Source organism: Acidovorax radicis N35 (assembly GCF_000204195.1).
GTDB lineage: Bacteria > Pseudomonadota > Gammaproteobacteria > Burkholderiales > Burkholderiaceae_C > Acidovorax > Acidovorax radicis.
In genome coordinates, this window is sequence record NZ_AFBG01000003.1 from 38897 (window position 1) to 64301 (window position 25405).

17 protein-coding genes, 2 tRNA genes and 1 riboswitch are annotated in these 25405 nt (G+C 65.5%); of the genes, 7 read left to right on the forward strand and 12 right to left on the reverse strand.

Annotated features, from left to right (window positions below):
• Positions 1-56: 56 nt before the first annotated feature.
• Positions 57-1370, reverse strand: coding sequence for an O-acetylhomoserine aminocarboxypropyltransferase (locus ARADN35_RS0100210; protein WP_010457800.1), 1314 nt, complete (start codon positions 1368-1370; stop codon positions 57-59).
• 110 nt (positions 1371-1480) lie between these two features.
• On the opposite strand from ARADN35_RS0100210, the gene ARADN35_RS0100215 reads away from it, so the two are divergent.
• Positions 1481-1933: a CBS domain-containing protein gene (locus tag ARADN35_RS0100215; RefSeq protein ID WP_010457802.1), complete on the forward strand. Its 453-nt coding sequence runs from the start codon at positions 1481-1483 to the stop codon at positions 1931-1933.
• 32 nt (positions 1934-1965) lie between these two features.
• Here the strand turns inward: ARADN35_RS0100215 and ARADN35_RS0100220 are convergent, their stop codons facing one another.
• Complete coding sequence (locus ARADN35_RS0100220; protein WP_081474529.1) at positions 1966-4200, reverse strand: sensor domain-containing protein; 2235 nt, start codon at positions 4198-4200, stop codon at positions 1966-1968.
• Between the two features lie 168 nt (positions 4201-4368).
• On the opposite strand from ARADN35_RS0100220, the gene aroC reads away from it, so the two are divergent.
• Both aroC and ARADN35_RS0100230 read left to right on the forward strand, forming a co-directional pair.
• Positions 4369-5466: a chorismate synthase gene (gene aroC, locus ARADN35_RS0100225; protein WP_010457806.1), complete on the forward strand. Its 1098-nt coding sequence runs from the start codon at positions 4369-4371 to the stop codon at positions 5464-5466.
• A 193-nt stretch (positions 5467-5659) separates the two neighbouring features.
• The gene (locus tag ARADN35_RS0100230) at positions 5660-7477 is read left to right on the forward strand and encodes a bifunctional metallophosphatase/5'-nucleotidase (RefSeq protein WP_010457808.1); all 1818 of its coding nucleotides are present in this window, start codon (positions 5660-5662) and stop codon (positions 7475-7477) included.
• Positions 7478-7515: 38 nt separating this feature from the next.
• On the opposite strand, the gene ARADN35_RS0100235 is transcribed toward ARADN35_RS0100230, so the two are convergent.
• The 4 genes from ARADN35_RS0100235 to ARADN35_RS0100250 all read right to left on the reverse strand — a co-directional run bounded on the left by ARADN35_RS0100235 (position 7516) and on the right by ARADN35_RS0100250 (position 11547).
• Positions 7516-8418, reverse strand: coding sequence for a DMT family transporter (locus tag ARADN35_RS0100235; RefSeq protein WP_010457811.1), 903 nt, complete (start codon positions 8416-8418; stop codon positions 7516-7518).
• 292 nt (positions 8419-8710) lie between these two features.
• On the reverse strand, positions 8711-9160 hold the full coding sequence (nrdR, locus tag ARADN35_RS0100240; protein WP_010457813.1) for a transcriptional regulator NrdR: 450 nt from the start codon (positions 9158-9160) through the stop codon (positions 8711-8713).
• Between the two features lie 21 nt (positions 9161-9181).
• Positions 9182-10426, reverse strand: coding sequence for a serine hydroxymethyltransferase (glyA, locus tag ARADN35_RS0100245; protein ID WP_010457815.1), 1245 nt, complete (start codon positions 10424-10426; stop codon positions 9182-9184).
• Between the two features lie 35 nt (positions 10427-10461).
• Positions 10462-10617, reverse strand: a riboswitch (ZMP/ZTP riboswitch).
• A 90-nt stretch (positions 10618-10707) separates the two neighbouring features.
• Positions 10708-11547 carry a lytic transglycosylase domain-containing protein gene (locus ARADN35_RS0100250; RefSeq protein ID WP_029412723.1) on the reverse strand — a complete coding sequence of 280 codons (840 nt, stop codon included), beginning with the start codon at positions 11545-11547 and terminating at the stop codon, positions 10708-10710.
• Between the two features lie 947 nt (positions 11548-12494).
• Here ARADN35_RS0100250 and ARADN35_RS0100255 point away from each other — a divergent pair.
• Positions 12495-15257: a DUF349 domain-containing protein gene (locus ARADN35_RS0100255; protein WP_010457820.1), complete on the forward strand. Its 2763-nt coding sequence runs from the start codon at positions 12495-12497 to the stop codon at positions 15255-15257.
• A gap of 151 nt (positions 15258-15408) precedes the next feature.
• Here ARADN35_RS0100255 and ARADN35_RS0100260 read toward each other — a convergent pair.
• Positions 15409-15493: transfer RNA gene (locus ARADN35_RS0100260), tRNA-Leu, on the reverse strand.
• A gap of 187 nt (positions 15494-15680) precedes the next feature.
• Positions 15681-15765: transfer RNA gene (locus ARADN35_RS0100265), tRNA-Leu, on the reverse strand.
• Positions 15766-15784: 19 nt separating this feature from the next.
• Between ARADN35_RS0100265 and rnr the strand changes: the two genes are divergently transcribed.
• A complete protein-coding gene (rnr, locus tag ARADN35_RS0100270) occupies positions 15785-18115 on the forward strand; it encodes a ribonuclease R (RefSeq protein ID WP_010457823.1) in 2331 nt (776 codons plus the stop codon).
• 120 nt (positions 18116-18235) lie between these two features.
• On the opposite strand, the gene ARADN35_RS0100275 is transcribed toward rnr, so the two are convergent.
• On the reverse strand, positions 18236-19243 hold the full coding sequence (locus ARADN35_RS0100275; RefSeq protein ID WP_010457825.1) for an alpha/beta fold hydrolase: 1008 nt from the start codon (positions 19241-19243) through the stop codon (positions 18236-18238).
• Between the two features lie 98 nt (positions 19244-19341).
• Here ARADN35_RS0100275 and ARADN35_RS0100280 point away from each other — a divergent pair, with 98 nt between their 5' ends.
• Positions 19342-20082, forward strand: a complete 741-nt coding sequence (locus ARADN35_RS0100280) for a helix-turn-helix domain-containing protein (protein ID WP_010457827.1) — start codon at positions 19342-19344, stop codon at positions 20080-20082.
• An 81-nt stretch (positions 20083-20163) separates the two neighbouring features.
• Here the strand turns inward: ARADN35_RS0100280 and ARADN35_RS0100285 are convergent, their stop codons facing one another.
• From ARADN35_RS0100285 to ARADN35_RS0100295, 3 genes are all read right to left on the reverse strand, one after another.
• A complete protein-coding gene (locus tag ARADN35_RS0100285) occupies positions 20164-21690 on the reverse strand; it encodes a bifunctional ADP-dependent NAD(P)H-hydrate dehydratase/NAD(P)H-hydrate epimerase (RefSeq protein WP_029412725.1) in 1527 nt (508 codons plus the stop codon).
• A gap of 75 nt (positions 21691-21765) precedes the next feature.
• Positions 21766-22998 carry an FAD-dependent oxidoreductase gene (locus ARADN35_RS0100290; protein ID WP_010457831.1) on the reverse strand — a complete coding sequence of 411 codons (1233 nt, stop codon included), beginning with the start codon at positions 22996-22998 and terminating at the stop codon, positions 21766-21768.
• Between the two features lie 49 nt (positions 22999-23047).
• Positions 23048-24406: an amidase gene (locus ARADN35_RS0100295; RefSeq protein WP_010457833.1), complete on the reverse strand. Its 1359-nt coding sequence runs from the start codon at positions 24404-24406 to the stop codon at positions 23048-23050.
• 194 nt (positions 24407-24600) lie between these two features.
• Between ARADN35_RS0100295 and rpsB the strand changes: the two genes are divergently transcribed.
• The gene (gene rpsB, locus ARADN35_RS0100300; protein WP_010457835.1) at positions 24601-25353 is read left to right on the forward strand and encodes a 30S ribosomal protein S2; all 753 of its coding nucleotides are present in this window, start codon (positions 24601-24603) and stop codon (positions 25351-25353) included.
• Positions 25354-25405: the final 52 nt, after the last annotated feature.

Here is a 25405-nt window from a genome sequence, read left to right on the forward strand (position 1 = left end):
GGAGGCCTGCGCCCCCTTGGGGGGCAGCGAATACACGAAGTGATGAGCGTGGGGGTTCATGGGTTTACTGCTTTCTCGGCGGCTTTCAACGCGCGCTTGAGGTCGTCGATCAGGTCATCGGCGTCTTCGAGGCCAATGGACAGCCGGATGGTGCCCTGGGTGATGCCCGCGCTGGCCAGGGCCTCGTCGGTCATGCGGAAGTGGGTGGTGCTGGCTGGGTGGATCACGAGGCTGCGGCAGTCGCCCACATTGGCCAGGTGGCTGAAGACCTTGAGGGTTTCGATGAATTTCTTGCCCTGTTCGCGGTTGCCCTTGAGGTCAAAGCTGAACACCGATCCTGCGCCGCGCGGCAGCAACTTTTGCGCGAGCGCATGGCTTCCGTGCGATGCCAGCATGGGGTGGCCCACGCGTGACACAAAGGGCTGCGCGGCCAGAAATTCCACCACCTTCTCGGTGTTGCGCATGTGCTGCGCCATGCGCAGCGGCAGGGTCTCGACGCCCTGCAGAATGAGCCAGGCCGTGTGCGGGCTCATGCAGGCGCCAAAGTCGCGCAGGCCCTCGCGGCGTGCGCGCAGCAGGAAGGCGCCCACAGTGCTTTCTTCGGTGAACACCATGTTGTGAAAGCCGTCGTAGGGCTGGGTCAGCTCGGCAAATTTGCCGGCGGATTTGGGGCCGTCCCAGTCAAAACTGCCGCCATCCACCACGATGCCCCCCACCACAGTGCCGTGGCCCGAGAGGAACTTGGTGGCCGAGTGGTAGACCAGATCGGCGCCATGTTCCAACGGCCTCATGAGCCAGGGCGAGGTCAGGGTGGAGTCCACCAGCAGGGGCACACCGGCCTCATGGGCTATTGAAGACACGGTGGGGATGTCCAGCACATCCAGGCCCGGGTTGCCCACGGTCTCGCCAAAGAACAGCTTGGTGTTGGGCCGCACGGCGGCGCGCCAGGCGTCGATGTCGCCGGGCTTCACGAAGGTGGTCTCGATGCCAAAACGCGAGAGCGTGTAGTGCAGCAGGTTCTGCGAGCCGCCATACAGGGCTGTGCTGGCCACGATGTGGCTGCCGGCGCCCATCAGCGTGGCCACGGCCAGGTGCAGGGCCGCCTGGCCGCTGGCGGTAGTGATGGCGCCCACGCCGCCTTCCAGCGCCGCCACGCGTTGCTCCAGCACCGCGTTGGTGGGGTTGCTGATGCGGCTGTAGACATGGCCGCCGCGCTCCAGGTTGAACAGCGAGGCCGCATGGTCGCTCGATTCAAAGACGAACGACGTGGTCAGGTGGATGGGGGTGGCGCGTGCGCCGGTGGCGGGGTCGGGGCTGGCGCCAGCGTGCAGGGCCAGCGTGTCAAAGCCGGGGTCGGAGTAGCCGGGCATCTGTGTGTCTCCCATGTTGTCAATTCAGCCGGGCATTGTGGGCTATATTTGGTAGCAAATTGTCTACAGCGCCTGCCGCGCTGCTCTTGCCCTCTCGGAGACCCAGCACCATGAAAGTCAGCGACATCCTTCGCGTCAAAGGCAACACCTTGTACACCGCCTCGCCCGACGAGCCGCTGGCGGGCGCTGTGGCCCTGATGGCCGAGCGCGACATCGGCTCGCTGGTGGTCATGGAGCATGGAGACCTGGTGGGCATGCTCACCTTCCGCGAGGTGATCCAGGCCGTGGTCAAGAACGGCGGCAGCGTGGGAACGATGCTGGTGCGCACGGCGATGGACGATGCACCCCTGACCTGCACGCTCGAAACCGACATGGACGAAGTGCGCCGCATGATGCTGGACCGCCATGCGCGCTACATGCCCGTGATGGACCGCAAGATGCTCATGGGCGTGATCAGCTTCTACGACGTGGCCAAGGCCGTGGTGGACAGCCAGAACTTCGAGAACAAGATGCTCAAGGCCTACATCCGCGACTGGCCGGAAGACGAATCCCGCAGCGGCTGACCGCCGCGTCGCCCGGGTACCGGGCTCTATTCTCAGCGCAGGCCCGGCACCTGCGCGCCAAGCCAGGCCTCCAGCTCATCCGGTGGCATGGGTTTGCCAAACAGATAGCCCTGCATGACAGGGCAACCGTGGGCCTGCAGCCATTGCTGTTGCCCGCTGGTTTCCACCCCTTCGGCCACTACCACCATGCCCAGGCTGTGGGCAATGCTGAGTACCGATACCGTGAGGGCGCGTGCGGTGGGGCTGGTGGTGAGGTCTTGCACAAACGCCATGTCCAGCTTGAGTTCGCTGATGGGCAGGCGGTGCAGGTAGCTCAGGCTGGAGTAACCCGTGCCGAAATCGTCCAGCGAGAGCTTGAACCCCTTGTTGTGCAGCGCCTCGATGTTGGCCAGCGTCACCGGTCGCGCGTCCATCATCACGCTTTCGGTGATCTCCAGCAGCACATCGTCCGTGCTCAGGCCGTGGCGCTCCAGGGCATCACAGACCTGCTGTGCAAACTCTGCCTGGTGGAAGCTGCGCCCCGACAGGTTCACGGCCACGCAGGGCACGCTGTGGCCGGCCGCACGCCATGTCGACAGCTGTGCACAGGCTTCGTCCAGCAGCCACAGGGTCAGCTGGTGAATGAGCCCGGCTTCTTCGGCCACGGGGATGAACCGGGTGGGGGGCACCATGCCCCATTCGGGGTGTTGCCAGCGCGCCAGGGCTTCCACGCCGTGCAGGGTGCCAGGTGCAATGCTGAGCACCTGGGGCTGGTAGTGCAGGCTGAGGCTGCGGTCGGCCAGGGCCTGGCGCAAGGCACGTTCCAGGGCGGCGCGCTCCTGCGCGCGCCGGTTCATTTCGGCACTGAACAATTGCAGGCTGTGCCGGTGATCGCTTTTGGCCTGGACCATGGCCTGGTCGGCATGGCGCAGGAGTGTGTCGATCGCATCGCCATCTTCCGGAAACATCGCAATGCCAATGCTGGCGTGGCAGACATGGGCCTGTCCGTGGATGTCCATGGGGCGTGCCATTTCTTGCAGCATGCGGTGGGCTGTCTGCACGGCCTGCTCGGTGGTGCATTCGGACAGCAGCAGCACAAATTCATCACCCGCCAAGCGGCCAATCAGATCGCGCGCACGCAGGCATTGCGTCAGCCGCTTGGCCACCTCGCACAGCAGTGCGTCGCCTGCGGCATGGCCTTGTATGTCATTGATCTGCTTGAAGCGGTCCAGGTCGATGAACAGCAGCGCGCCGGGGTGGTTGTCCTGCCGCAGACTGGCAAGCGCCCGTGCGGCACTGCTGCGGAACATGGCGCGATTGGGCAGCCCGGTGAGTTCGTCAAAGAAGGCAAGCTGGTGAATACGCTCGCGTGTGGCGTTGCGCTCTATGGCCAGCGCGCACAGGTGCAGGCACACGTCCACCAGCCGGTGGTGCAGCGCGTCCGGGCCGCGCGGCTCCCGAAAGTAGAACGCAAAGGTGCCAATCACCTTTCCCGTATGGTCACAGATCGGGCTGGACCAGCAGGCCCGCATGCCACTGGACTCAAACAGGGCGCGGTAGTCGGCCCACAGGGGGTCGGTGGCAATGTCTGTGACCGCCACGGGTTCGCCCCGGAAGGCTGCGGCACCGCACGAGCCCGCACGGGGCCCGATGGGAGCTCCGTCGAGCGCCTGGCTGATAGCAAGCGGCAGCCCCGGCGCCGCCAGCGGGCGGAGCAGGCCCCGCTCGTCCACGGCCAGGATGGATGCCGTGACTTCGGGGGCGATGCGTTCGACTTCGCGGCATACCAGGGTCATCAGGTCTGCCAGCGGCAGTTCGTTGACCATTCCCTCGAGCACCCGCTTTTGCAGCACTTCGTGCATTTTGGTGAGCGTGATGTCGGTCAGCACCGTGATGGTGCCGCCCGGCCCGCCCGAGGCCTCGTCCGAGGCATTGATCATCATCGCCACCCAGCGCGGCTGGCCGGCCTTGCTGTACAGCAGCGTCTCGACATGGAAGACGCCCTGCTTGTGGATGCCGTCACGGATTTCCCCCAGCAGCCCCGGGTCGGAGTGCGGGCCCAGCAGCACATCACTGAGGTATTTGCCCAGGACCTCGGAGGGGCTAAACCCGAACAGGCGTGTGAACCCTTCGTTGACATACACCACGTGCCTGGCACTGTCGCTCATCACAATGGCGTTGTCGCTGGCGTCCAATGCCCGGCGCAACGGGGCATCGGCCAGGGGGGCTGGCGGCGGGGTGCCGGGGTGGGATGGGGAATCGGAAGAGTGCGGGGCTGAAACGGGCATGAACGTCCCAAAGATCGGGTACTGATGCTAGCAAGCGCGCGTTGCAATGCCAAGCGCGTTTGTGGCGTGTGTTTGTCTGCACCACATTTCGCACCCGGCCTTGATGCAGGGTGCTCCATCGCCTGTGCCGAGCCGGTGGTGGTCGCCGCTCTGGGATAATCCATCGCCATGAGCGGCAATACCTTCGGTTCCCTATTCGCAGTCACCAACTTTGGTGAATCCCACGGCCCGGCCATCGGCTGCGTGATCGACGGTTGCCCGCCCGGCATGCCGCTCACCGAGGCCGACATCCAGGCGGACCTGGACCGGCGCCGCCCCGGCACCAGCCGCCACGTCACCCAGCGCAACGAGCCCGATGCGGTGGAAATCCTCTCCGGCGTGTACGAGGGCAAGACCACCGGCACACCGATCGCGCTGTTGATCCGCAACACCGACCAGCGCAGCAAGGACTACAGCAACATCGCCGAGAGCTTCCGCCCCGGCCATGCCGACTACACCTACTGGCACAAGTACGGCATCCGCGACCCGCGCGGCGGTGGCCGCTCTTCGGCCCGGCTCACTGCGCCCACGGTGGCCGCCGGTGCGGTGGCCAAGAAGTGGCTGGCCCAGCAGTACGGCGCCCAGTTCCGGGCCTGCATGACCCAGCTGGGTGAGCTGGCCATCCCGTTCGAGAGCTGGGACCATGTGCGCAGCAACCCTTTCTTCGCCCCCGTGGCCGACGTGCAGCAGTACGAGGACTACATGGACGCCCTGCGCAAGGCCGGTGATTCGTGTGGTGCCCGCATCCGCGTGCAGGCCACCGGCGTGCCGGTGGGCCTGGGCGAGCCGCTGTACGACAAGCTCGATGCCGACATTGCCCACGCCATGATGGGCCTCAACGCGGTGAAGGGCGTGGAGATTGGCGCCGGTTTTGCCAGCGTGGCCCACCGGGGCACGATGCACGGTGATTCGATGACGCCCCAGGGCTTTCGCACCAACAACGCGGGTGGCGTGCTGGGCGGCATCAGCACCGGGCAGGACCTGGAGGTGAGCATCGCCATCAAGCCCACCAGCTCCATCATCAGTCCGCGCGAATCTATCGATGTGCATGGCAAGAGCACCGAAGTCGTCACCAAGGGCCGCCACGACCCCTGCGTGGGCATCCGTGCCGCGCCGATTGCCGAAGCGCTGCTCGCACTGGTCGTCATGGACCATGCCCTGCGCCACCGTGCCCAGTGCGGCGATGTGGTGCCGCCCGTGCCGCCCATCCAGGCCTCGTTCCTGTAGCGGGTGCAGCGCGCTGCGGGGCGGGCCCGGGCGCGCTGAAGCAGGTGATGGCGGGGCGTGCAGCGATGTGCGCCCTTTTTTCTTTGACATGACTTATGCAAAAACTGGGTTCAGGCATGCGGCTCGCTCCATGGCCAGGCGGCTGTTGCATCCAGATTTGCGTAAGTCCTATTTGATTGAACAAGGCAGTCCCATGCGCAGGTTGTTGGCACAGGCATTCAATGGATCGGGCTGGGCTCGCAGCGGGTCGGCGCTTGCCGCGGTGGGCGCGCTCGGGGCTCTGCTGGCGGGTTGCGGCACGGCCGTGCCGTTGGCGGGCGGGCAGGGGCCCGAGTACATCGACATCACGCTGATTGGCTTCAATGACCTGCATGGCAACCTGGAGCCGCCCCACATGGCGCACAGGGTACAGGGGCCGTCAGGGCCCGTGGCCGCGCCTGCAGGAGGCATGGCCTACCTGGCCAGTGCCATGGCGGCGCTCAAGGCCCGGGGGCCGCACCATGCGGTGGTGTCGGCAGGGGACATGGTGGGTGCGTCGCCGCTGGTGTCCTCGCTCTTCCTGGACGAGCCCACCATCGAGGCCGTCAATCTCATGCAGATTGACTTCAATGCCGTGGGCAACCATGAGTTCGACCGGGGCTGGCGCGAACTGCTGCGCCTGCAGCACGGGGGTTGCGAGAAGTTCACTGCGCGCCAGCCCTGCCAGATCAGCCAGCCCTTTGCGGGCGCACGGTTCGGTTTTCTGGCCGCCAACACCATGCGCACCGAGGATGGGCGCACACTGCTGCCCGCCACCGGGCTCAAGCGCTTCACGGAGGGTGGGGTGACGGTCACCCTGGGCGTGATCGGGCTTACGCTGCAGGCCACGCCCACCATGGTCAGCCCCTCGGGCGTTGCGGGCCTGCGCTTTGAGGACGAAGCGGCCACGGCCAATGCCCTGATTCCGCAGCTGCGGGCCCAGGGCGCCGATGTGATCGCCGTCGTCATCCACGAGGGCGGTAGCACCACAGCCGGCGTGCAGGAGACGAGCTGCGCGGGCCTTTCCGGCGACATCGTCCCCATCCTGGAGCGGCTGGACCCGGCCGTGGACGTGGTGGTTTCGGGCCACACGCACCAGGCCTATGTCTGCGACTACAGCCGCGTGAACCCTGCCAAGCCCTTTCTGCTGACCAGCGCCGGGCAGTACGGCACGCTGCTCACGGACATTCAATTGCGGGTAGACCCCCGGACGCGCCGCGTGGTGCACAAGGCGGCGCGCAACGTGGTGGTGCAGGGCGAGGCTTTCACCGGCAGCCAGGGGTACGTGCCGCTCACCTCGGCCGTGCCGACCTTTCCGGCCGATCCGCAGGTGCAGAAGGTCATCGACACCTACCGCGCCGCCGCCGTGCCGCTGGCCCAGCGTCCCGTGGGGCAGGCCGTTGCGGCCCTGCGGCGCACGCCGGCTCCATCGCTAGAAAGCGCGCTGGGGAACCTGGTGGCCGACGCGCAGCTCCATGCCACGCGTGCACCGGAGCAGGGTGGGGCGCAGCTGTCGTTCATGAACCCGGGTGGACTGCGCGCTGACCTGGTGCCCGACGGACAGGGGCTGGTGCGCTACGGCCAGTTGTTTGCGGTGCAACCATTCGGCAACCAGCTGGTCGTCAAGACCTTCACGGGAGCGCAGGTCAAGGCGGCGCTGGAACAGCAGTTCGCCAGCGGCAGCAACACCGTGCAGCGGCCCCGGGTGTTGTCGGCGTCGGCAGGGTTTTCGTACCGCTACGACCTCACCCAGCCAGCGGGTGCGCGCATCAGCCACATGGCGCTGAACGGCACACCGCTGCAGGACGATGCGCTGGTGCGCGTGGTGCTGAGCAGCTACCTCGATAGCGGTGGCGACAACTTCACGGTGCTGGCCCAAGGCCGTGACCGCCTGGTGGGTGGGCTGGACCTGGACGCACTGGAGGCCTACTTCCGCGCCCACAGTCCGGTGCCGGTGCCCGCCATCGACCGTATTTCCCGCGTGGCCCGCTGAACTGCCCGTTCGGGTGGTTGGGCGGTGTTGTCCGGCACTTAGCTGCGCCCTGGGCGCAGTGCCGCCAACCAGCGCAATGGGTTGAAGCCGGTCACCAGACCGGTGGCCACCAGCACCAGCGCTCCGCCCCACACCATCCCGGTGCCCAATGCCTCGTCCAGAAAGATGTGGCCCCAGGCCACACCGAACAGCGGAATCATGAAAGCCGAACTCATGGCCGCCACGGGCGAGACATGTTGGAGCACCCGCAGGTTGAGCCAGTAGGCCAGGCCCGAGGTCACGACGCCCATCACCGCCACAGCGGCCAGCGCGCCCGGTGTGAAGTGCGCTTCGGGCAGGCTCCAGGCCGCACCCGGCAGCAGCAACACCAGCGCCGCGGCGTGAATGCCGGCGGCGATCGACAGGGGCGACATGCGGGTGGTGGCGCGCTTCATCCAGGTGGTCGAGACGCCGTAGCAGGCCGAAGCGACGATGCAGCCCAGGGCCGCGATCAGCAGCGCTGGCGTGGGCTCCATAGGGCCCAGTTGCACGATCAGGGCCACGCCCGCAAAGCCGCACAGGCAGCCCAGCCATTTGCGCAGGCTCAGCGTGTCCTCCTTCATCCACGCAGCGGCCAGTACGCTGAACGGAACGGCCATGGTGTTGAGCAGTGAGCTGTACCCCGCCGGCAGGTGCAGGGCGGCCCATGAGTAGAGCAGGAAGGGCACCGCGACCGTGAGCGTACCCAGCCCGAGCAGCTCCCGCCAATGGCGCCACGGCCACGATTCGTTGGCGACCCGCATGATGCCGATGAGCGTCAGCGTGGCCAGGCCAATGCGCAGCGCGGCCATGACGTTGGGCCCCAGTACAGGGCTGGCAATGCGGATGAAAAGAAACGAGGCGCCCCACAGGGCGGACAGCAGCACCAGCTGCAGGAAGTGGCGGGTTTTCACCGGGCGCATTGTCGGGCACTGGCGGGGTGCGCGCCGGCGCATGCCAAGCCAATTTTTAAGTCAAATTGGCCTCTGGCGCTGATTCAGAAAGCGCTGGTAGCTATCAATAAAGGAGTATTTTGCGGTGTGGCATACGCGACAGCGGTGGCCCACTCCGACGTACACCCATCTTCTGTGGATGCTTGTTTGCTATATTATTTGTAGCTGCTAGCGCTTGCTGGTGAAGCGCTGGATTGCGAAAATCCTTGAAATCGCCCGGCCCTAGGGCGAACACCGGTGCAGATACGAATGCAGGTGCCGGTTACTTGCGCACTTCATCGACCATGGCGCGGAAGTCGTCGATGTCTTCAAAGCTGCGGTACACGCTGGCAAAGCGGATGTAGGCCACCTTGTCGAGCTTCTTGAGTTCGCGCATCACCAGCTCGCCAATGCGGCTGGAGATCACTTCGCGTTGGCCCAGGTTGAGCAGCTTTTCCTCGATGCGCTCGATGGCACTGTCGATCTGGTCGGTGCTGACCGGGCGCTTGCGCAGCGCCAGGTTGAACGAGGCAAGCAGCTTGCCGCGCTCGTATTCGATGCGCCGGCCGTCCTTTTTGACGATGGCCGGGAAGTTCACTTCCGGCCGTTCGTAGGTGGTAAAGCGCTTGTCGCACGCGCCGCACTGGCGGCGGCGGCGGATGAAGACCCCATCCTCAGACACCCGCGTTTCAACGACTTGCGTTTCGAGGTGGCTGCAGAAGGGGCACTTCATGGTGGCTGCCGAGTCCCTGGCTTAACGGTAGACGGGGAAGCGTGCGGTCAGCGCATTGACCTTGGCACGCACCGCGGCGATATTGGCTTCGTCGCGGGGGTTGTCCAGCACGTCGGCGATCAGGTGGGCGGTGATGCGGGCTTCTTCTTCCTTGAAGCCGCGCGTGGTCATGGCAGGGGTGCCGATGCGCACACCACTCGTGACCATCGGCTTTTCAGGGTCGTTGGGGATCGCGTTCTTGTTGATGGTCATGTGGGCGGCGCCCAGCACGGCCTCGGCTTCCTTGCCGGTGATGCCCTTGGCGCGCAGGTCCACCAGCATCACGTGGCTTTGCGTGCCACCGCTCACGATGCGCAGGCCGCGGGCGGTCAACGTCTCGGCCACCACCTTGGCATTCTTGGCCACCTGTTCCTGGTAGGTCTTGAACTCGGGCTGCAGCGCTTCCTTGAACGCCACGGCCTTGGCCGCGATCACGTGCATCAACGGGCCACCTTGCAGGCCGGGGAAGATGGCGCTGTTGATGGCCTTCTCGTGCTGGGCCTTCATCAGGATGATGCCGCCACGGGGGCCGCGCAGGCTCTTGTGGGTGGTGGAAGTGACCACGTCGGCGTGCGGCACGGGGTTGGGGTACACGCCCGCGGCGATCAGGCCGGCGTAGTGGGCCATGTCCACCATGAAGATCGCGCCCACGTCCTTGGCCACCTTGGCAAAGCGTGCGAAGTCGATGTGCAGGCTGTAGGCCGAGGCACCGGCGATGATGAGCTTGGGCTTGGTTTCGTGCGCCTTCTTCTCCATCGCTTCGTAGTCGATGGCTTCGTTGGCATCCAGGCCGTAGGAGACCACGTTGAACCACTTGCCGGACATGTTCAGCGGCATGCCGTGCGTCAGGTGGCCGCCTTCGGCCAGACTCATGCCCATGATGGTGTCGCCGGGCTTCAAGAATGCCAGGAACACGGCCTCGTTGGCGGAGGCGCCGCAGTGCGGCTGCACGTTGGCGGCCTCGGCGCCGAAGATCTGCTTGACGCGGTCGATGGCCAGCTGCTCGGCCACGTCCACATGCTCGCAGCCACCGTAGTAGCGCTTGCCAGGGTAGCCTTCGGCGTATTTGTTGGTCAGTTGCGTGCCCTGCGCCCACATCACGGCGGGGGAGGCGTAGTTCTCGCTGGCGATCAGCTCGATGTGGTGCTCTTGCCGGGCGTTTTCAGCCTGGATGGCGGCAAACAGCTCGGGGTCGGTTTGTTCGACAAGAATATTGCGGTCGTACATGATTGGCAGTCCTATGAACTTGTGTCCCTTGAAACAAGGGCTGCCCAGGCGAACGGCTGAACGCAGAAGGGATGAACCCCGTGCGGCACGCTTCCCAGTGGTTCACAAGAGGCAAGCCCTTGTCGGTTTCCACGTCAGCGGCGGCACCCTGTGTCCAGATGCCGCGCCTATCGCCAGTCGCGTACACCGCTAGTGTAGCTGACGTGGCGTGCGCCAATGTGTCGGGGAGCTGAGGAGCGTGCCCCGGGGAGGTGTGCTTCCCCCGGTGCGAGAAGCCCAGGTCAGAGCGCGGAGAGCAGGGCCACCTTGTCGCCGCTGGCTGCTGGCGTTGCGGGCGGTGCAGAGACGGGAATGGCCTGTACGGGAGCTTGTGTGGAGAGGCTTGGAGGTGGCGTGGTGGGCATGGTGCGGCCGCCTGCGACCTGCCGCAGGCGGAAATGCTCAGCCATCACCTTGGCCGCATAACCGCCGTCGTCGGCCAGGTTGCCCGCGCCCACGTAAAAGCGCAGTCCACCCTCCACCGAGCCGGCGCGTGCAATGCACTCCTGCAGGACCTTCACGCCCACGCGCAGATTGCTCACCGGGTCAAAGGCTGCAAAGTGCCCGCCAAAATTCTGGTACTTGTCGGTGTGCACATTGGTCATCACCTGCATGAGCCCTTGAGCGCCAACGGCGCTTTGTGCAAACGGGTTGAAGCTGGACTCGATGGCCATGATGGCAAGGATCAGCGTGGGATCAATCTTGGACTTCGCGCCGATTTCATAGGCCTCTGCCACCAGCACGCTCAGCGGCTCGGGGGCCACGCGGTACTTCTTGCTGAGCCAGAAGGCGACTGCGGCCTGCTCTTTGGGCAGGTCCTTGGGGTTGCCTGCCGTGGCGCGCTCGCTGGCTTCCGGTTCGATGGGCATGCCAAGCACTTCCACCTGGCGGGCCTGCAGCCAGTTCATCAATTGCGCTTCGCCAGCCTGGCGCAAGTCCGGGCGGGCCGTGAGGGTGATCACGACAAAGGCGACAGTCAGGCCGATGAGGGCGAAGCTGTTGTGGGTGATTTCAAGAAAACCTTCGGTCACGTCGGCCACAAAGGTCCGTACGCCGGAGATCATTTTTCCTGACGCTGTCATAGCTCTTCCTTTCTGAGGCGCCGCAGTGAGCCGGGCAGTCATCGGGGACTGTCTCGTCTCGGCGGATCGCCTGGATTGGTACGCCATCAAGTGAGGCCGCACGTCTTGGGTGTGCTTGGGGCCTGCTTTGACTTAGCCGGGTTCGGCAGCGAGGTTGGGGTTTTTACTAGCCTGTTTTCGGGGCTGGCGGATTCTAGAAGTTCACTAAATGCTTAGTCAATACTAACAAATTAATTTTTAAGATCATTAAGTTATGAAAAACATGTGAAAAATCACAGCTTTTGGGAGGTGTGTGCGTGTCTGGCGCCCAGGTCTGTGGGGATGCCTGTTACATGGACGTGTCAAATTCAATCGCCGGTCTTTTCGCCATTGAGAATCCAGTTTGAGTTGCAGCGGCAGCTTTGGTAAGGTTGCGTTGCCTGTAGATTTCAGGCATCGCCAGACGAAGACAAGTCTCCCTCCGAGGGCACGCAGTGCCCTGGTGCAGCAGATGCGGCTTCCACGGCAAACCCCTGGAGGCAATACCTTGCCTCCTCGCCATGTGGACCTTCATCTCCGCATTGCGACCGATGGCAAAGACCGTTGTGTCAGCCGTCAAGCCCGGCAGGCAGTCCATGAGGCACTGTCTGCCGGGCTTTCTTATTGGTGGTGTGGCGTGCTTTTTGGGCCCTTGGCCCTTATATATAGATAATGGGGGCTGTTCCCTAGAGCAGCGGCAGTTCGCCCGCAGTAGCGGGCGGCACCCTGGCGGGGCCGCAGCATGTCAGCCCGTCTGGCAAAGCCTTGTGCCAGATCACCCCCGGGGCTTGGCACACCGCCATGCTGCGGCCTGTTTGCCAAACCCGGTGAAAATAGCTTCTTTGTTGTCCTGGCGCGCGTGCAGCGCAGTTGCCGGGGCAGGCCTTCAGGCAATGCGCCCGGGGCCGCCTTTGTTATCCATTGGATCCATGTTTCCATTTTTTTCCCGCAGCAAAATGTCCGACGCACCTGAAGTGAATCCGGCCCCGGCCAAAACCCATGAGCCGCATCCGCTTGATGCGTTGACCGGTGGCGCTTTTTCTGCCGCCACCTCCGGCGAGCGCGCCTCCCGCATTCGTGACTGGCTGGCAACCCAGCCGGCCCATGAGCAGTTGCAGGAGGTTTTCAAAGAACTGAGCGGGCGTGACAAGGGCGCTGCGCGCGCGGTGCGTGAGCGCCTCGATGAAATCCGCCGCGCCAAGGGCCAGGAGGCCATTGCCGCCGAGTGGGCGGAAAAGGCGCAGGCGCTGCTGTCAGCCCCCAAACTCAACATTGCCGATGCCCTGGCATGGCAACGCGACGCCGCCAAGGCGGGCGCGCCGCTGTCGCGCGAGCCGTTGTCGCTGCTCAAGGTACAGGTCGCGGACCGCGTGAAGGTCATTGAGGATCTGCAGCACCGAGTCCAAGTGCAGCGAGAGGCGGCCGTGTTGCTGGCCCAGCGCATCGAAGTGCTCTCTACCAAGCCCTGGCGCGACGCCCATGCTGCGCTCGAACTGCTGCGTGCCGATGTGGCGCGTTGGCAGGAACAGGCGCAGGAATTGACCGGCGATGCCAGCTGGGCAAGCGTAGAAGCACGGTTTCCACCGCTGCTCGATGCGTCACGCACCCAGTTGTTGGTGGTATGGGAGGCATTTCAACCCGCGGTGGCCCAGGCTGTGGCGGCTTCTGAGGATGCTGGCGCGCCGTTGCCTCCTGTGCCTGTCTGGGCTGATGAGCTGCGTGCAGCGCGTGGCCTGCCTACCGAGGCCGCTGCTGCAGCGGCGGCAGCCAAGCCTGCGCGTGCGGCCAAGCCCAAGGTGGCGCCCGAAGTTGTTGAGAAGGCTGTGCAGGGCGTGCGCGAAGCCCTGGCAGTCCTCGAGAAGGAAACTGCCGAGGGCCATGGCAAGGCCAGTGCCGGTGCTGCAGCCGCACTGCGCGCTGTGCTGAAGGTGCACGGCAAACACATCGACAATGCCCTGGAGCAGCAGGTCCACGCAGCCCTGGTGGCGGCGGGTGAACTGGAAGGCTGGCAACGCTGGAGTGCGGACCAGGTGCGTGAAGACCTGGTGGCCAAGGCTGAGGCCTTGCTCAACCGCCCTGAAGGCCAGGCCCTGGGCGGCCGCAAGATGCAGGAAACCCTGCGCAACCTGCGTGAACAATGGAAACAGGCGGACCAGGGTGGGGCGCCCAACCATGGTCTGTGGAAGAAATTCGACGAAGCCTGCAATGCCGCGCACAAGGTGGTGGAGGCTTGGCTGGACAAGATCCGCACCGAGGCGGCAGAGCACAAGGCCCAGCGCCTGGCGCTGATCGAAGAAGTCAAGGCATGGGCGCACGAGCATGCTGCCTCCGGCGACTGGAAGGCCGTCAACCGTGCCCTCCACCAGTTTGGTGATCGCTGGCGCGAAGGCGGCCATGTGGGGGAGAAGCTTTTTGCGGAGTTGCAACCTCTTTGGAAGCAGGCGATTTCCCTGGCAGCAGCTCCACTCGAAACTGCGCAGAAGGAAAGCCTGGCCCGCCGCCACGCGATGATCGACGAGGCCACGGCCCTTGGTGCGGCGCCCACCTTGCGCATCGATGCGGTCAAGGCGCTGCAGCAGCGCTGGCAGGCTGAGGCGCAGGGGGTGCCTCTGGACCGCAAGCACGAGCAGAAGCTGTGGGATGCCTTCCGTAAACCCATTGATGAAGCCTTCAACCGCAAGTCGGCGGACCGCGAGCGTGCTGTCACCGAATTGAGCGCACGTGATCGCGTGGTGCTGGAGGCGTCCAAGGCGCTGGAGGCCGCCAACGCCAGCGGCGATGCACAACAGATCCGTTCGGCCATGCAGGCGCTGGAGGCCGCGCTGCGCGGTCAGGCGCAGGCGGCGGAAGCCGTTGCCACGGCGCACAAGGATGCACAGTCGCATGCAGACGCGCAGGCGGATTCTGCCCCTGTTGCTGTCGAAAACGGATCGGCTGAATCTGCGGAAACGCCCGATGGTGGTGACGGTGCGGCAGTCGAGGCCCCCGCAACGGCACCTGCAGCGCCCAAGCCCGCAGCGCGACCCGTGGTGGCGGTGCGTGGTGATGACCGTCCTGGCATGAAGAAGGACGCGCCTGCAGCTCCTGGCCGTGGAGGTCGCCCGGGTGAGCGTCGTGATGCCCGTCCCGGCGACCGCGACGGTGCCCGGGGTCCTCGCAGCGATGGCCGCATGGGCGATCGCGCGGACCGTGGTGGCCGTTTTGGCGATCGCCCGGCGTTCGAGGACCGAGGCCCTCGCCTGGGTGACACGGCGTTCCGAGCCCAGCGCGAAGCCATGGAGCACGCCCAGCTGGCTTTGAAGAAGCTGGCGGCGCAGGCACATGGAGAGGCGCTGACTCAGCTGCTGACGGCATGGGAGAAGCGCGATGCAGCGCTTGTGCCTGGTACGCAGGATCTGGGCTCGGGTGTGACTGCATCGGTGCGCAGCGCCTGGGCGCAAGCGCTGTCGTCTGCTCCCAAGGGAGATGCGTCCGAGGCGCTGCTGCGTCTGGAGATGGCAGCCGAGGCTCCCACGCCAGCTGAGCACATTGCTGCCCGGCGCATGCTGCAATTGCAATTGCTCACGCGCCGCAATGATCCTGCGCCTGCCCAGACTTGGGGTCAGGATGCGGCGCGCGTGCTGGCCAGTGCCAGTGATGCGGTGAGTGCACGCCGTTTGCAGAATGTGCTGAAGACGTTGCTGCGCAAGTGATGTGAATGGGGGCGTGCGCGCTTTTGCGCGCATGCCCTTGAGGCTCGGCGGTTGCCGTGCTTGGCGAAGGTGGGATTGCTGGAGGAGTTATCCGCCAAAGGAATTCCAAAAACAAAAAAGCCGTTGCGATTGCAACGGCTTTTTATATGTTTGGTGCCCAGGAGAGGACTCGAACCTCCACGATGTTACTCGCTAGTACCTGAAACTAGTGCGTCTACCAATTCCGCCACCTGGGCTTTCAGATAAGCCTCGAATTATAGAACAAGTAATTGAGGCTTCTGGCAAGTTGCCAAAGAATTTTCAAAAATGTGTCTGTTCGGCTTCCTGGGGCCGGATTGGACAACTGCATGCAGAAAATAAAAAAGCCGCTGTGTTTGCAGCGGCTTCGATATTTTGAAAACCTTCGCAGGTTGTCGTTAAACTTGGTGCCCAGGAGAGGACTCGAACCTCCACGATGTTACTCGCTAGTACCTGAAACTAGTGCGTCTACCAATTCCGCCACCTGGGCATTTCAGGAAAGTCTAAGATTGTATATCAAAAAAACCACCCCCGGCGCGCAGTCCGCGCATTTGTCGGACGAGATTGAAGGCAGCGTGCAGGGGCACCGTGATGGACACGGTTTCGTTATCCGCGACGATGGCGAAGGCGACATCTATATCCCCCCCAATGAAATGCGCGCGGTGCTGCACAAGGACCGCGTGCGTGTGCGCATCGTGCGCCAGGACCGCCGTGGTCGTCCCGAAGGCCGCGTGGCCGAGATCATCGAACGCCCGCCGCAACCCATCATCGGCCGCCTGCTGCAGGAAAGCGGTGTGTGGCTGGTGGCGCCAGAAGACAAGCGCTACGGCCAGGATGTACTGATCCCCAAAGGCGCCACCGGCGCCGCAAAACCTGGGCAGGTTGTCGTTGTTGAACTGACCGAGCCCCCCGCACTGTTTGGCCAGCCCGTGGGCCGCATCACCGAAGTGCTCGGCGAGGTGGACGACCCCGGCATGGAGATCGAGATCGCCGTGCGCAAGTACGGCGTGCCGCACGAGTTCTCCGCCGAGTGCCTGGCGCAGGCCAAGGAGTTGCCCGACAAGGTGCGCGCGCAGGACAAGAAGCGCCGCGTGGACCTGACCGACGTGCCCCTGGTCACCATCGACGGCGAAGACGCGCGCGACTTCGACGATGCCGTCTACTGCGAGCCTGCCCAGGTCGGCCGCAGCAAAGGCTGGCGCCTGCTGGTGGCCATTGCCGATGTGAGCCACTACGTGGAGACCGGCAGCGCCATCGACATCGATGCGTACGACCGCGCCACCAGCGTGTACTTTCCGCGCCGCGTGATTCCCATGCTGCCCGAGAAGCTGAGCAACGGCCTGTGTTCCCTCAACCCCGAGGTGGAGCGCCTGTGCATGGTTTGTGACATGCTGGTCACCGCCAAGGGCGAAGTGCACGCCTACCAGTTCTACCCGGCCGTGATGTTCAGCCATGCGCGTTTCACGTACACGGAAGTGGCGGCCATCCTGGCCAATACGCGCGGCCCCGAGGCCAGCAAGCGCAAGGACCGCGTCAAGGACCTGCTCAACCTGCACGATGTGTACCGAGCCCTCCTGATTGCGCGTCAGCAGCGGGGGGCGGTGGACTTTGAAACCACCGAAACACAGATCGTTTGCGACGAAAACGGTCGCATCGAAAAAATCGTGCCGCGCACCCGCAACGATGCGCACAAGCTCATCGAAGAGGCCATGCTGGCCGCCAACGTGTGCAGTGCCGACTTCATCGCCCAGGGCGGACAGCCTGGCCTGTTCCGCGTCCACGAAGGCCCCACGCCCGAGAAGCAGGAGATCCTGCGCAACTACCTCAAGGCCATGGCCGTCGGCATGACGATTGGCGATGATCCCAAGCCCGCCGAGTTCCAGGCGATTGCCCAGGCCACCAAAGAGCGGCCTGACGCGCAGCAGATCCACACCATGCTGTTGCGCTCCATGCAGCAGGCTATCTACACGCCCGTCAACAGTGGCCACTTTGGCCTGGCGTTCGATGCCTACACGCACTTCACCAGCCCGATCCGGCGTTACCCCGACCTGCTGGTGCATCGGGTCATCAAGGCCATCCTGAGCAAGACGAAGTACGCGCTGCCGTCCTTGCCCACACCCGGCGAAGCCCATGCCAAGCTGGCCAAACGGCTGGCGGCCCGCGTGGCAGCGCCCGGCACCAAGCCCCGCAAGGATGTGGCACCGCCCAGCCGCGACACCCAAGCCTGGGAGGCCGCAGGCCTGCACTGCAGTGCCAACGAGCGCCGCGCCGACGAGGCGAGCCGCGACGTGGAAGCCTGGCTCAAGTGCAAGTACATGCGCGAGCACCTGGGCGAGGAATACAGCGGCGTGGTCAGCGCAGCGACGAGCTTTGGCATCTTCGTCACGCTCGACGCGATGTATGTGGAAGGGCTGGTGCACATCACCGAGCTGGGCGGCGAGTACTTCAAGTTCGATGAGGCACGCCAGGAACTGCGTGGCGAGCGTACCGGTATCCGCTATGCCATCGGTGCGCGCGTGCGGGTGCAGGTCAGCCGCGTGGATCTGGATGGCCGCAAGATCGACTTCCGCCTGGTGCGTGAGGGCGAGGAACTGCTCGGTCGCGCGCTCAAGGACAAGGGTGTGGGCTCCGACGGAGCAGGCGGTGGCGCCCGCAAGGCGGGTGGCCGGTCCGGCGGACGCAAGGCCGACAAGGGCGCAGCCCCGTCCGCCACAGAGCAAGCGGGTCTCTCGCGTGAGCGGGCGGCGCGGTCACCGATTCAGTCCCTGAAAGCGTCCGTCAAGAAGGCGGTCGCAGGCAAGTCCAGCAAGGGCAAGGCGCGCAAGCCTCGCCGGGGCTGACCAGGACGAAACCACGGCAAAGCCCACGAAGAGGCGCTCGCCGACGCGCAGGCTTGCAAGATTAATTGCTCACTAATTGATAGCTGCTAGCGCTTGATACACAAGCGCTAGCAGCTATTTTTATTGAATACTTGCCCTGGAGCCCTTGTGGTCCGGCTGCGCGGGTTGGGCAAGGGGGCTTAAAAAGCGGGCGTACCGCTGTGCCGTCTCAGCAGGCGCCTCCATCATGGGCAGGTGACCGATGCCGGGCAGTGCTTCGGCATGGGCTTGGGGCAACAGCTTTTGCAGCGGCAACAGCCCAGAGCGGTCGAACACGCGGTCGCTCTCGCCCCACAGGACCAAGGTGGGATGGTGCTGCAGCTTGCCCAGGTGCTGCTCCAGCAGGTAGCGGTCTTTCAGCTGCGCGTCCCACAGGCGCGTGTTGGAGGTGGCGTTGCGCAGCGCATCCTGTTCGGACGCGTACAGGATGGGGTGGGGCAGGAAGGGGCGCTTTTCAAACACCAGGGCCATCATGGCGTCGAAGGCGGCGGCATCGTGGGCCACCAGCGGGCGTTGCCCGGCGTCGATGAGTCGGTCCATGGCGCTCGGTTGGGGTGACCGGATGCCGTGGGGTGCGCCGATGAAAGCCACGCTGGCCACGCGTTCGGGGTGCTGCAGGGCAAAGAGGGCAGCGATGGTGCCGCCCATCGAGTTGCCTGCCAGATGCACGTGCGGGAGGCCGAGGGCGTCCAGAAACGCGGCCAGGCGCGTGACGTGGGCGGCGTAGTCGTAGGCCTGGTCGTCGCGCCGCGTGCTCTCGCCAAAGCCCGGGATATCTGGGGCAATCACCCGGTACTGGCTGGTGAGGGGGCGCGCAAAATCCACCCAATGGTCCTTCTCCGCAAAAATGCCGTGCAGCAAAACGATGGGCGTGCCGTTGCTGTCGCCCGGTGTAGGGCGTTGGGCTGTGCCGCTGTCGAGGTAGTGGACGGTGTGCATCGCCGCAGAGATGGTTTTTTCTTCCATGCCCGACAGGCTGCGGTTGAGGCTGAGCAAGGGCTCCTTGAACAGCGAGGGCGCGCCATAGTAGAGCGCGATGGCGCCCAAGGCCAAGGTGGCTGCGGCAGAAAAAAAAGCGATGCGTTTCAAGAGCCAGTCTCCAAAAAATGGGTGTTCATTGCCGCTGCGGCGGTACGTGCCGGGCAAGGCTATCGAGAACGCGATGACAAAACTTGTAGGTTTGGGCTATGCCAGCACGCAACACACTGACCCTGGGCACTGACAAGGCGCTTTATGTGGGGGAGATCCCGGCCACGGGCTGGCACTGCCATGCGGCGCCGGTGTTGCTGATGGGCCTGTCAGGCCGGTTTGCCCTGCACTGGGGACTGGGGCAGATGGAGACGTGCCACAGCGCGCTGGTGGCTGCGGGTGTGGAGCATCTGTTTGACCCCCGCGGCGAAACGGTGGCCCTGGTGTACCTGGAGCCCGATTCGCGCGAGGCGCGCAGCTTGCTTGGTCCATTCCGGCAACGGGGTGGGGTGGTTCTGGATGTGGCGATTCCTGTCGCGACGCGCAGCGCCATGGAGGGTTATCTGCGCAACTTTGATCTGTCGGCCCTGTTGCACTGCCCATGCGACGACGAAGGCCCCTTGCTGGACGCACGTGTGGCGCGCAGCTTGCACGCCCTGCGCCATCCCCAGGAGGGGCGGCTGGCGCGCGCCGGGCTGGCGGCCGGCGTGCAATTGTCGGCCTCGCGTTTCAACCACCTGTTTCGCGCGGAGATGGGGGTGAGCCTGCGCAGTTATCGTGTGTGGTCGCAGGTGCGGCTGGCCATGGCGGGGCTGGCCGTGAGCCCGCGCCTGACCGATGCGGCGCTGCATGGCGAGTTCTCTGACTCGGCCCATTTCAGCCGCATGTTCCGGCAGACCTTTGGCATGACGCCATCGAGCGTGCTCAAGCCGCTCAAGGAAGTGACTTTGCTGGCGTAAGGTTCAGCGTAGTGCTGGGGGCGGTGCTGCGCCGTCTGCTGCAGAGCCGGTGACGCGCATTGACACCTGCGCCTGCGCCGGTCATCCGCCCACGCCCCGCGCCAGCGCACTGGCGGTGAGCGCCTGGCCCGTTGGCCATGCATCGGCCGCCTGGCCATGTTGGTACACCGCCTCGCTGGCTGCGCGCAAGGCGCTGGCGCCTGCTGCCAGGTGGGCGCCCACGATGCCTGCCAGCACATCGCCCGTGCCGGCCGTGGCCAGCCGTGCGTTGCCCGTGGGGTTGATGGCAGGAACGCGGTCGGGCGCGGCAATCACGGTGCCCGAGCCCTTGAGCACGGCCACGCAATTGAACTGGTCCGCCAGTTGCTGTGCAGCGCCCAGCCGGTTGGCCTGGACTTCGGCGGTGGTCAGGCCCAGCAGGCGGGCGGCCTCCAGCGGGTGGGGCGTCAGCACCGTGGGTTGCCCGTGCTGGCCGCGCGCCACCACCAGCGCGTGCAGCGCGGCCTGGGTGGCAATGGTGTTGAGCGCATCGGCATCCAGCACCAGGCGGGCCGCGCGGGTGATGACCTCGGGCAGCACGCGTGCGATGGCCTGGCCGCCGCCACAGCCGCAGACCACCGTGAGTTGCTCCAGCGCCAGGGCGTCGAAGTGGCGCAGCATCAGCTCGGGCTGCTGCGGGTCCAGTTGCAGATGCCCGTTGTCGAGCAAGGCCACCAGCACCCGTCCCGCGCCGCCGTGCAGGGCGGCCGATGCGGCCAGCAGGGCCGCACCGGCCATGCCCAGGCCGCGCTCGGCCAGCCCCTCACCGCCCACCACGGCCACGTCACCGTAGCTGCCCTTGTGGCTGGCGTGGGGGCGGGGGGCGGCCAGCGCCGGGCCGGAGAGCCAGGCGTTGGGCGGCTCATGCCCTGGCGCCACGCCCAGGTCGTCCAGCCACACCTGGCCCGCGGCATCGCGCCCGGCGGCGGTGAACAGGCCGGGCTTGAGGCTGAGCAGGCTCAGCGTGTGGTGCGCCGGGCGCGGGTGGTGGTTGTGGGGGGCTGCGGTGGCGGGGGCAAAGCCCGGTGCGAATTGGCCGGTGTCGGCATCCAGCCCGCTCGGGAGGTCCACGGCGAGCACGGGGGCTGCGCTGTGCTGCAGCGCGTGCAGGCAGGCTTGCAGCTGTGCATGGGGTGTCCGGGCGGTTGTGCTGGGTGCAGAAGAAATGCCGATACCCAGCAAGGCATCGATACACAGGTCGGACGCTGTCAGGTTGGCAGGGGCGGTGAGGGCCCACAACACGCCTGCATCCCGTGCGCGCTGCCACGAAGCCTTGGCATCCACCGGGGCCGTGTCGGGCTGGCCCAGCCAGGTCACCACCACCTGGCGGCCGCTGCGCTGCAGGTGCATCGCAGCCTCCAGTCCATCACCGCCGTTGTTGCCAGGGCCACAGGCAATCCACACCGTGCGTGCGTGGGGCGCCAACGCCTGGGCCAGCTGCGCCACGGCCAGGCCCGCGCGTTGCATCAGGGTGTGCGGTGGCAGGGTGGCCGTTGCGGCCCGCTCCATGCGGCGCGTGGCGGCGGTGTTGAACAGGGCGTGGGGCTCGTGGGCAGTGATGCGGTGCATGGGGAGATGCGCTGCATAGGGCAGGGCGCCCGCCATTGTGCGCCGCAGCCCGGTGCGGTGAAAGCGCAGACTGGCTCAGAACCGCCGCATGCCCAATCCGTCCAGCGATACCTCGGGCTCGCGCTGGGCGATCAGGTCCGCCACGGCCCGGGCGCTGCCGCAGGCCAGGGCCCAGCCGCCCGCGCCGTGGCCGGTGTTGAGCCACAGGCCCGGCACGCCGCTGGCGCCCACCACGGGGGCTCCATCGGGCAGCAGGGGGCGTGCGCCGCGCCAGATCTGCACGCCCGACGAAAGCTGCGCGCCGCCTGGAAACCAGTCGTTGAGCGTGCGGTACAGGCGCTGCAAGGTGGCTGTGTGGTGCTCGGCATCGGCGCCCGCCAGTTCGGCGCCCCCGGCAATGCGCACACGCTGCCCCAGGCGGGTGATGGAGATCTGCTGGGACGCGTCCACCACGCTGGCAAGAGGGGCATGCGTGGATTCGCGCAGCGGGGCGCTGACCGAGTAGCCATAGACCGCCGCCATGGGCAAGCGCAGGCCCAGGGGGGGCATCAGTGCAGCCGATGCCATGCCGGCGCACAGCACCACGGCATCAAAGCGGTGTACGTCCGCTTCGCCCTGCACTGCCACGCCGGTGGGGCTGCTGCTGATGCGATCCACGCGGGTGTTGAACACAAAGTGCACGCCCGACCCCTGGGTGCCCTGGCGCAGCAATTGTGCAAACAGGCGGCAGTTGCCTGCGCTGGCGTCGGGCAGGTGAATGGCGCCTGCCAGCGGTGCCTCGGGCGAAAGGCCGGGTTCGATCTGGCGCGCCGCCTGGGCGTCGATTTCGCGCAGGGCCACGCCGCAGTCGCGCAGCACCTGCAGCGCAGGCTGGATCTGTGTGCGCTCTTGCTCGGTGCGCAGCAGCACGAGCCGTCCTGCGCAGGCTTCAAAGTCAAGTTCGTGCTGGCTGGCAATGGCCTGGAGGCGGGCCTGGCTGTATTGGGCCAGGCGTTCCAGCGTGGCCGCCGGGGCGCTGTGGGCGCGTGTGGCATTGCGCCAGCGCCGCAGCCACGTCCAGTTGGCGCGGTTCAGCCCTCCAGCCAGCCGCACGGTGGCGTGGGGGCCTAGCAGTCTCAAGGCATGGCCAAACCCGGGCACAGACCAGGGGCTGAGCAGGTGGGGGGCCAGGAGGCCTGCGGTGGCGAAGCTCGCTTCTTCGGCGGCTGCGCTGCGTTGTTCAAAAACGGAGACTTCGTGGCCGTCGCTGGCCAGCTCGTATGCGGTGGTGACGCCGATGATGCCGGCGCCCACGATGGCAATCTTCATGAATTTGATGGTTTTTGGCGTCTAGCGCTTGATGAACAAGCGCTGGTAGCTATTGTTTTTGTAGTAATTGCTCGATCTGCAGGCCTGCATTGAGCACCGTGTCATCCCGCAGGGCCCCGTGCCAGACCATCAGGCCGACCGGGAGTTCCCCTTGCACGTGGCAGGGCAGGGACAGCGCGCAGCCGTCCAGCAGGTTGACCACGCTGGTGTTGCGCAGCAGCAGGTTGTTGACGCGGAAGAATTCGGCGTCGCGTGCGGTGTCTTGCGCTGTGTCCACCCCATCGGCCGGTGCCACGTTGGCAATGAGCGGGGCCACGATGGGCACGGTGGGGGACAGCAGGGCGTCATAGCCCTCCATGTTGGCGAGCATGCGTGCGATCCATTGCTGGCGCGCCTGGAGCAGATCGATGTATTCCCAGGCCATCAGGGTGGCGCCTTTTTCAATGCGCATGCGCACCCGGGGGTCGTAGCGGTCGCTTGCGCGCTGCAGCAGCTCGCGGTGCCAGGCGTAGGCTTCGGGGGCTGCAAAGCCGTAGGCCGGCTGCTCCAGCACAGCGGGCAGGGCAATGGTGTCGATCTGGGCGCCGGCCTGGCGCAAGGCATCCACGCTGCGTTCGAACGCGCGGGCCACGGTGGCGTCCAGCGCCTCCAGAAACAGCGTGGAGGGAACCGCGAACCGGTACTGCGACAGCGGTGCCGGACTGCGCGTGACGCGCCGGGCGGCCAGCACCTCGTGCACCACGATGGCGTCGCGCACCGTGCGTGTCATGGCACAAGCGGTGTCGAGGGTGGTAGACAGCGGCACGGCGCTGGCCGTGGGCACCAGGCGGGCGGTGTTCTTGAAGCCCACGATGCCGTTGAGCGCCGCTGGGATGCGGATGGACCCCCCCGTGTCAGACCCCAGTCCTATGAAAGCGGCCCCGGTAGCCACTGAAACCCCGGCGCCGGAGGAAGACCCTCCAGGCACGCGGGGTGCGCCGGGCAGGGCGCCAAAGCGGGCGTCCCAGGCGGCAGGTGTGCCGAAGTGAGGGTTGACGCCCACCCCGGAGAAGGCGAACTCCACCATGTTCGTGCGGCCGATGAGGCTGGCGCCTGCCGCGCGCAGCCGGGCCACAGCGGGGCAGTCGGCAACTGCTGCGGGAGCCCCTGACAGGGCGGTGGAGCCCGCTGGGGTGGGTTGTCCGGCAATGTCAAACAGGTCTTTGACCGATACCGCTAGCCCAGCCAGTGGCAGGTGGGCCAGACCGGGTTGCACCGCTGTGGTGCGCGCCGCGTCAAACAGCGTGCGCACGAAGCTGTGGGTATTGGCGGGAGCCTGGGCTGCTTCGATGCAGCGTTCCAGCTCGGCCACTGCGGTGGTGGTGCCGTCCCGCAGTTGGTCGCGGACGGCGGTCAGGTCAGGGTGCATGGGTGTGCTAGAATCCTTGGGTTTTGCTGGGTGCTGTGGCGCAAGCAGTGTGTGCACCGTGCATGCATCGTGAGTGTGGCAGCTGCGGCAAGACCAATCGCAAACCAGCCCTGTCAAGGTGTTGTGGCGTTCGTGAAGATCACGGCGCTGCAAATATTGGGGCTGATTTTAGACCTAACCTTTGGAGTATTTTTATGTCCGTTACCATGCGCGAAATGCTGGAAGCCGGTGTCCACTTCGGTCACCAAACCCGCTTCTGGAACCCCAAGATGGCCCCTTACATCTTCGGCCATCGCAACAAGATTCACATCATCAACCTGGAAAAGTCGCTGCCACTGTTCCAGGAAGCCCAAAAGTTCGCCAAGCAACTGGCTGCCAACCGCGGCACGATCCTGATGGTCGGCACGAAGCGCCAAGCCCGTGAAATCCTGTCCACCGAAGCCCTGCGCGCTGGCGTGCCTTTCGTGGACCAACGCTGGTTGGGCGGCATGCTGACCAACTTCAAGACGGTCAAGACCTCGATCAAGCGCCTCAAGGACATGAAGGCCCAGCAAGAAGCTGGTCTGGACAGCCTGAGCAAGAAGGAGCAACTGACGTTCTCCCGCGAAATCGAAAAGCTCGAAAAGGACATCGGCGGCATCCAGGACATGACTGCACTGCCCGACGCCATCTTCGTCATCGACGTGGGCTTCCACAAGATTGCCGTGGCCGAAGCCAAGAAGCTCGGTATTCCGCTGATCGGTGTGGTTGACACCAACCACTCGCCTGAAGGCATCGACTACGTGATCCCTGGTAACGACGACTCGGCCAAGGCCGTGACGCTGTATGCCCGTGGCATCGCTGACGCGATCATCGAAGGCCGCGCCAACGCCGTGAACGAAGTTGTGAAGGCTGCTACCGCCGAGAGCACCGACGAATTCGTGGAAGTGCAAGAAGCTGCCGCCTGATACCCGGCTGCGCGATCCGTCGCGAAAAAAAGCGGGGCCCTGGTGAGCCCCC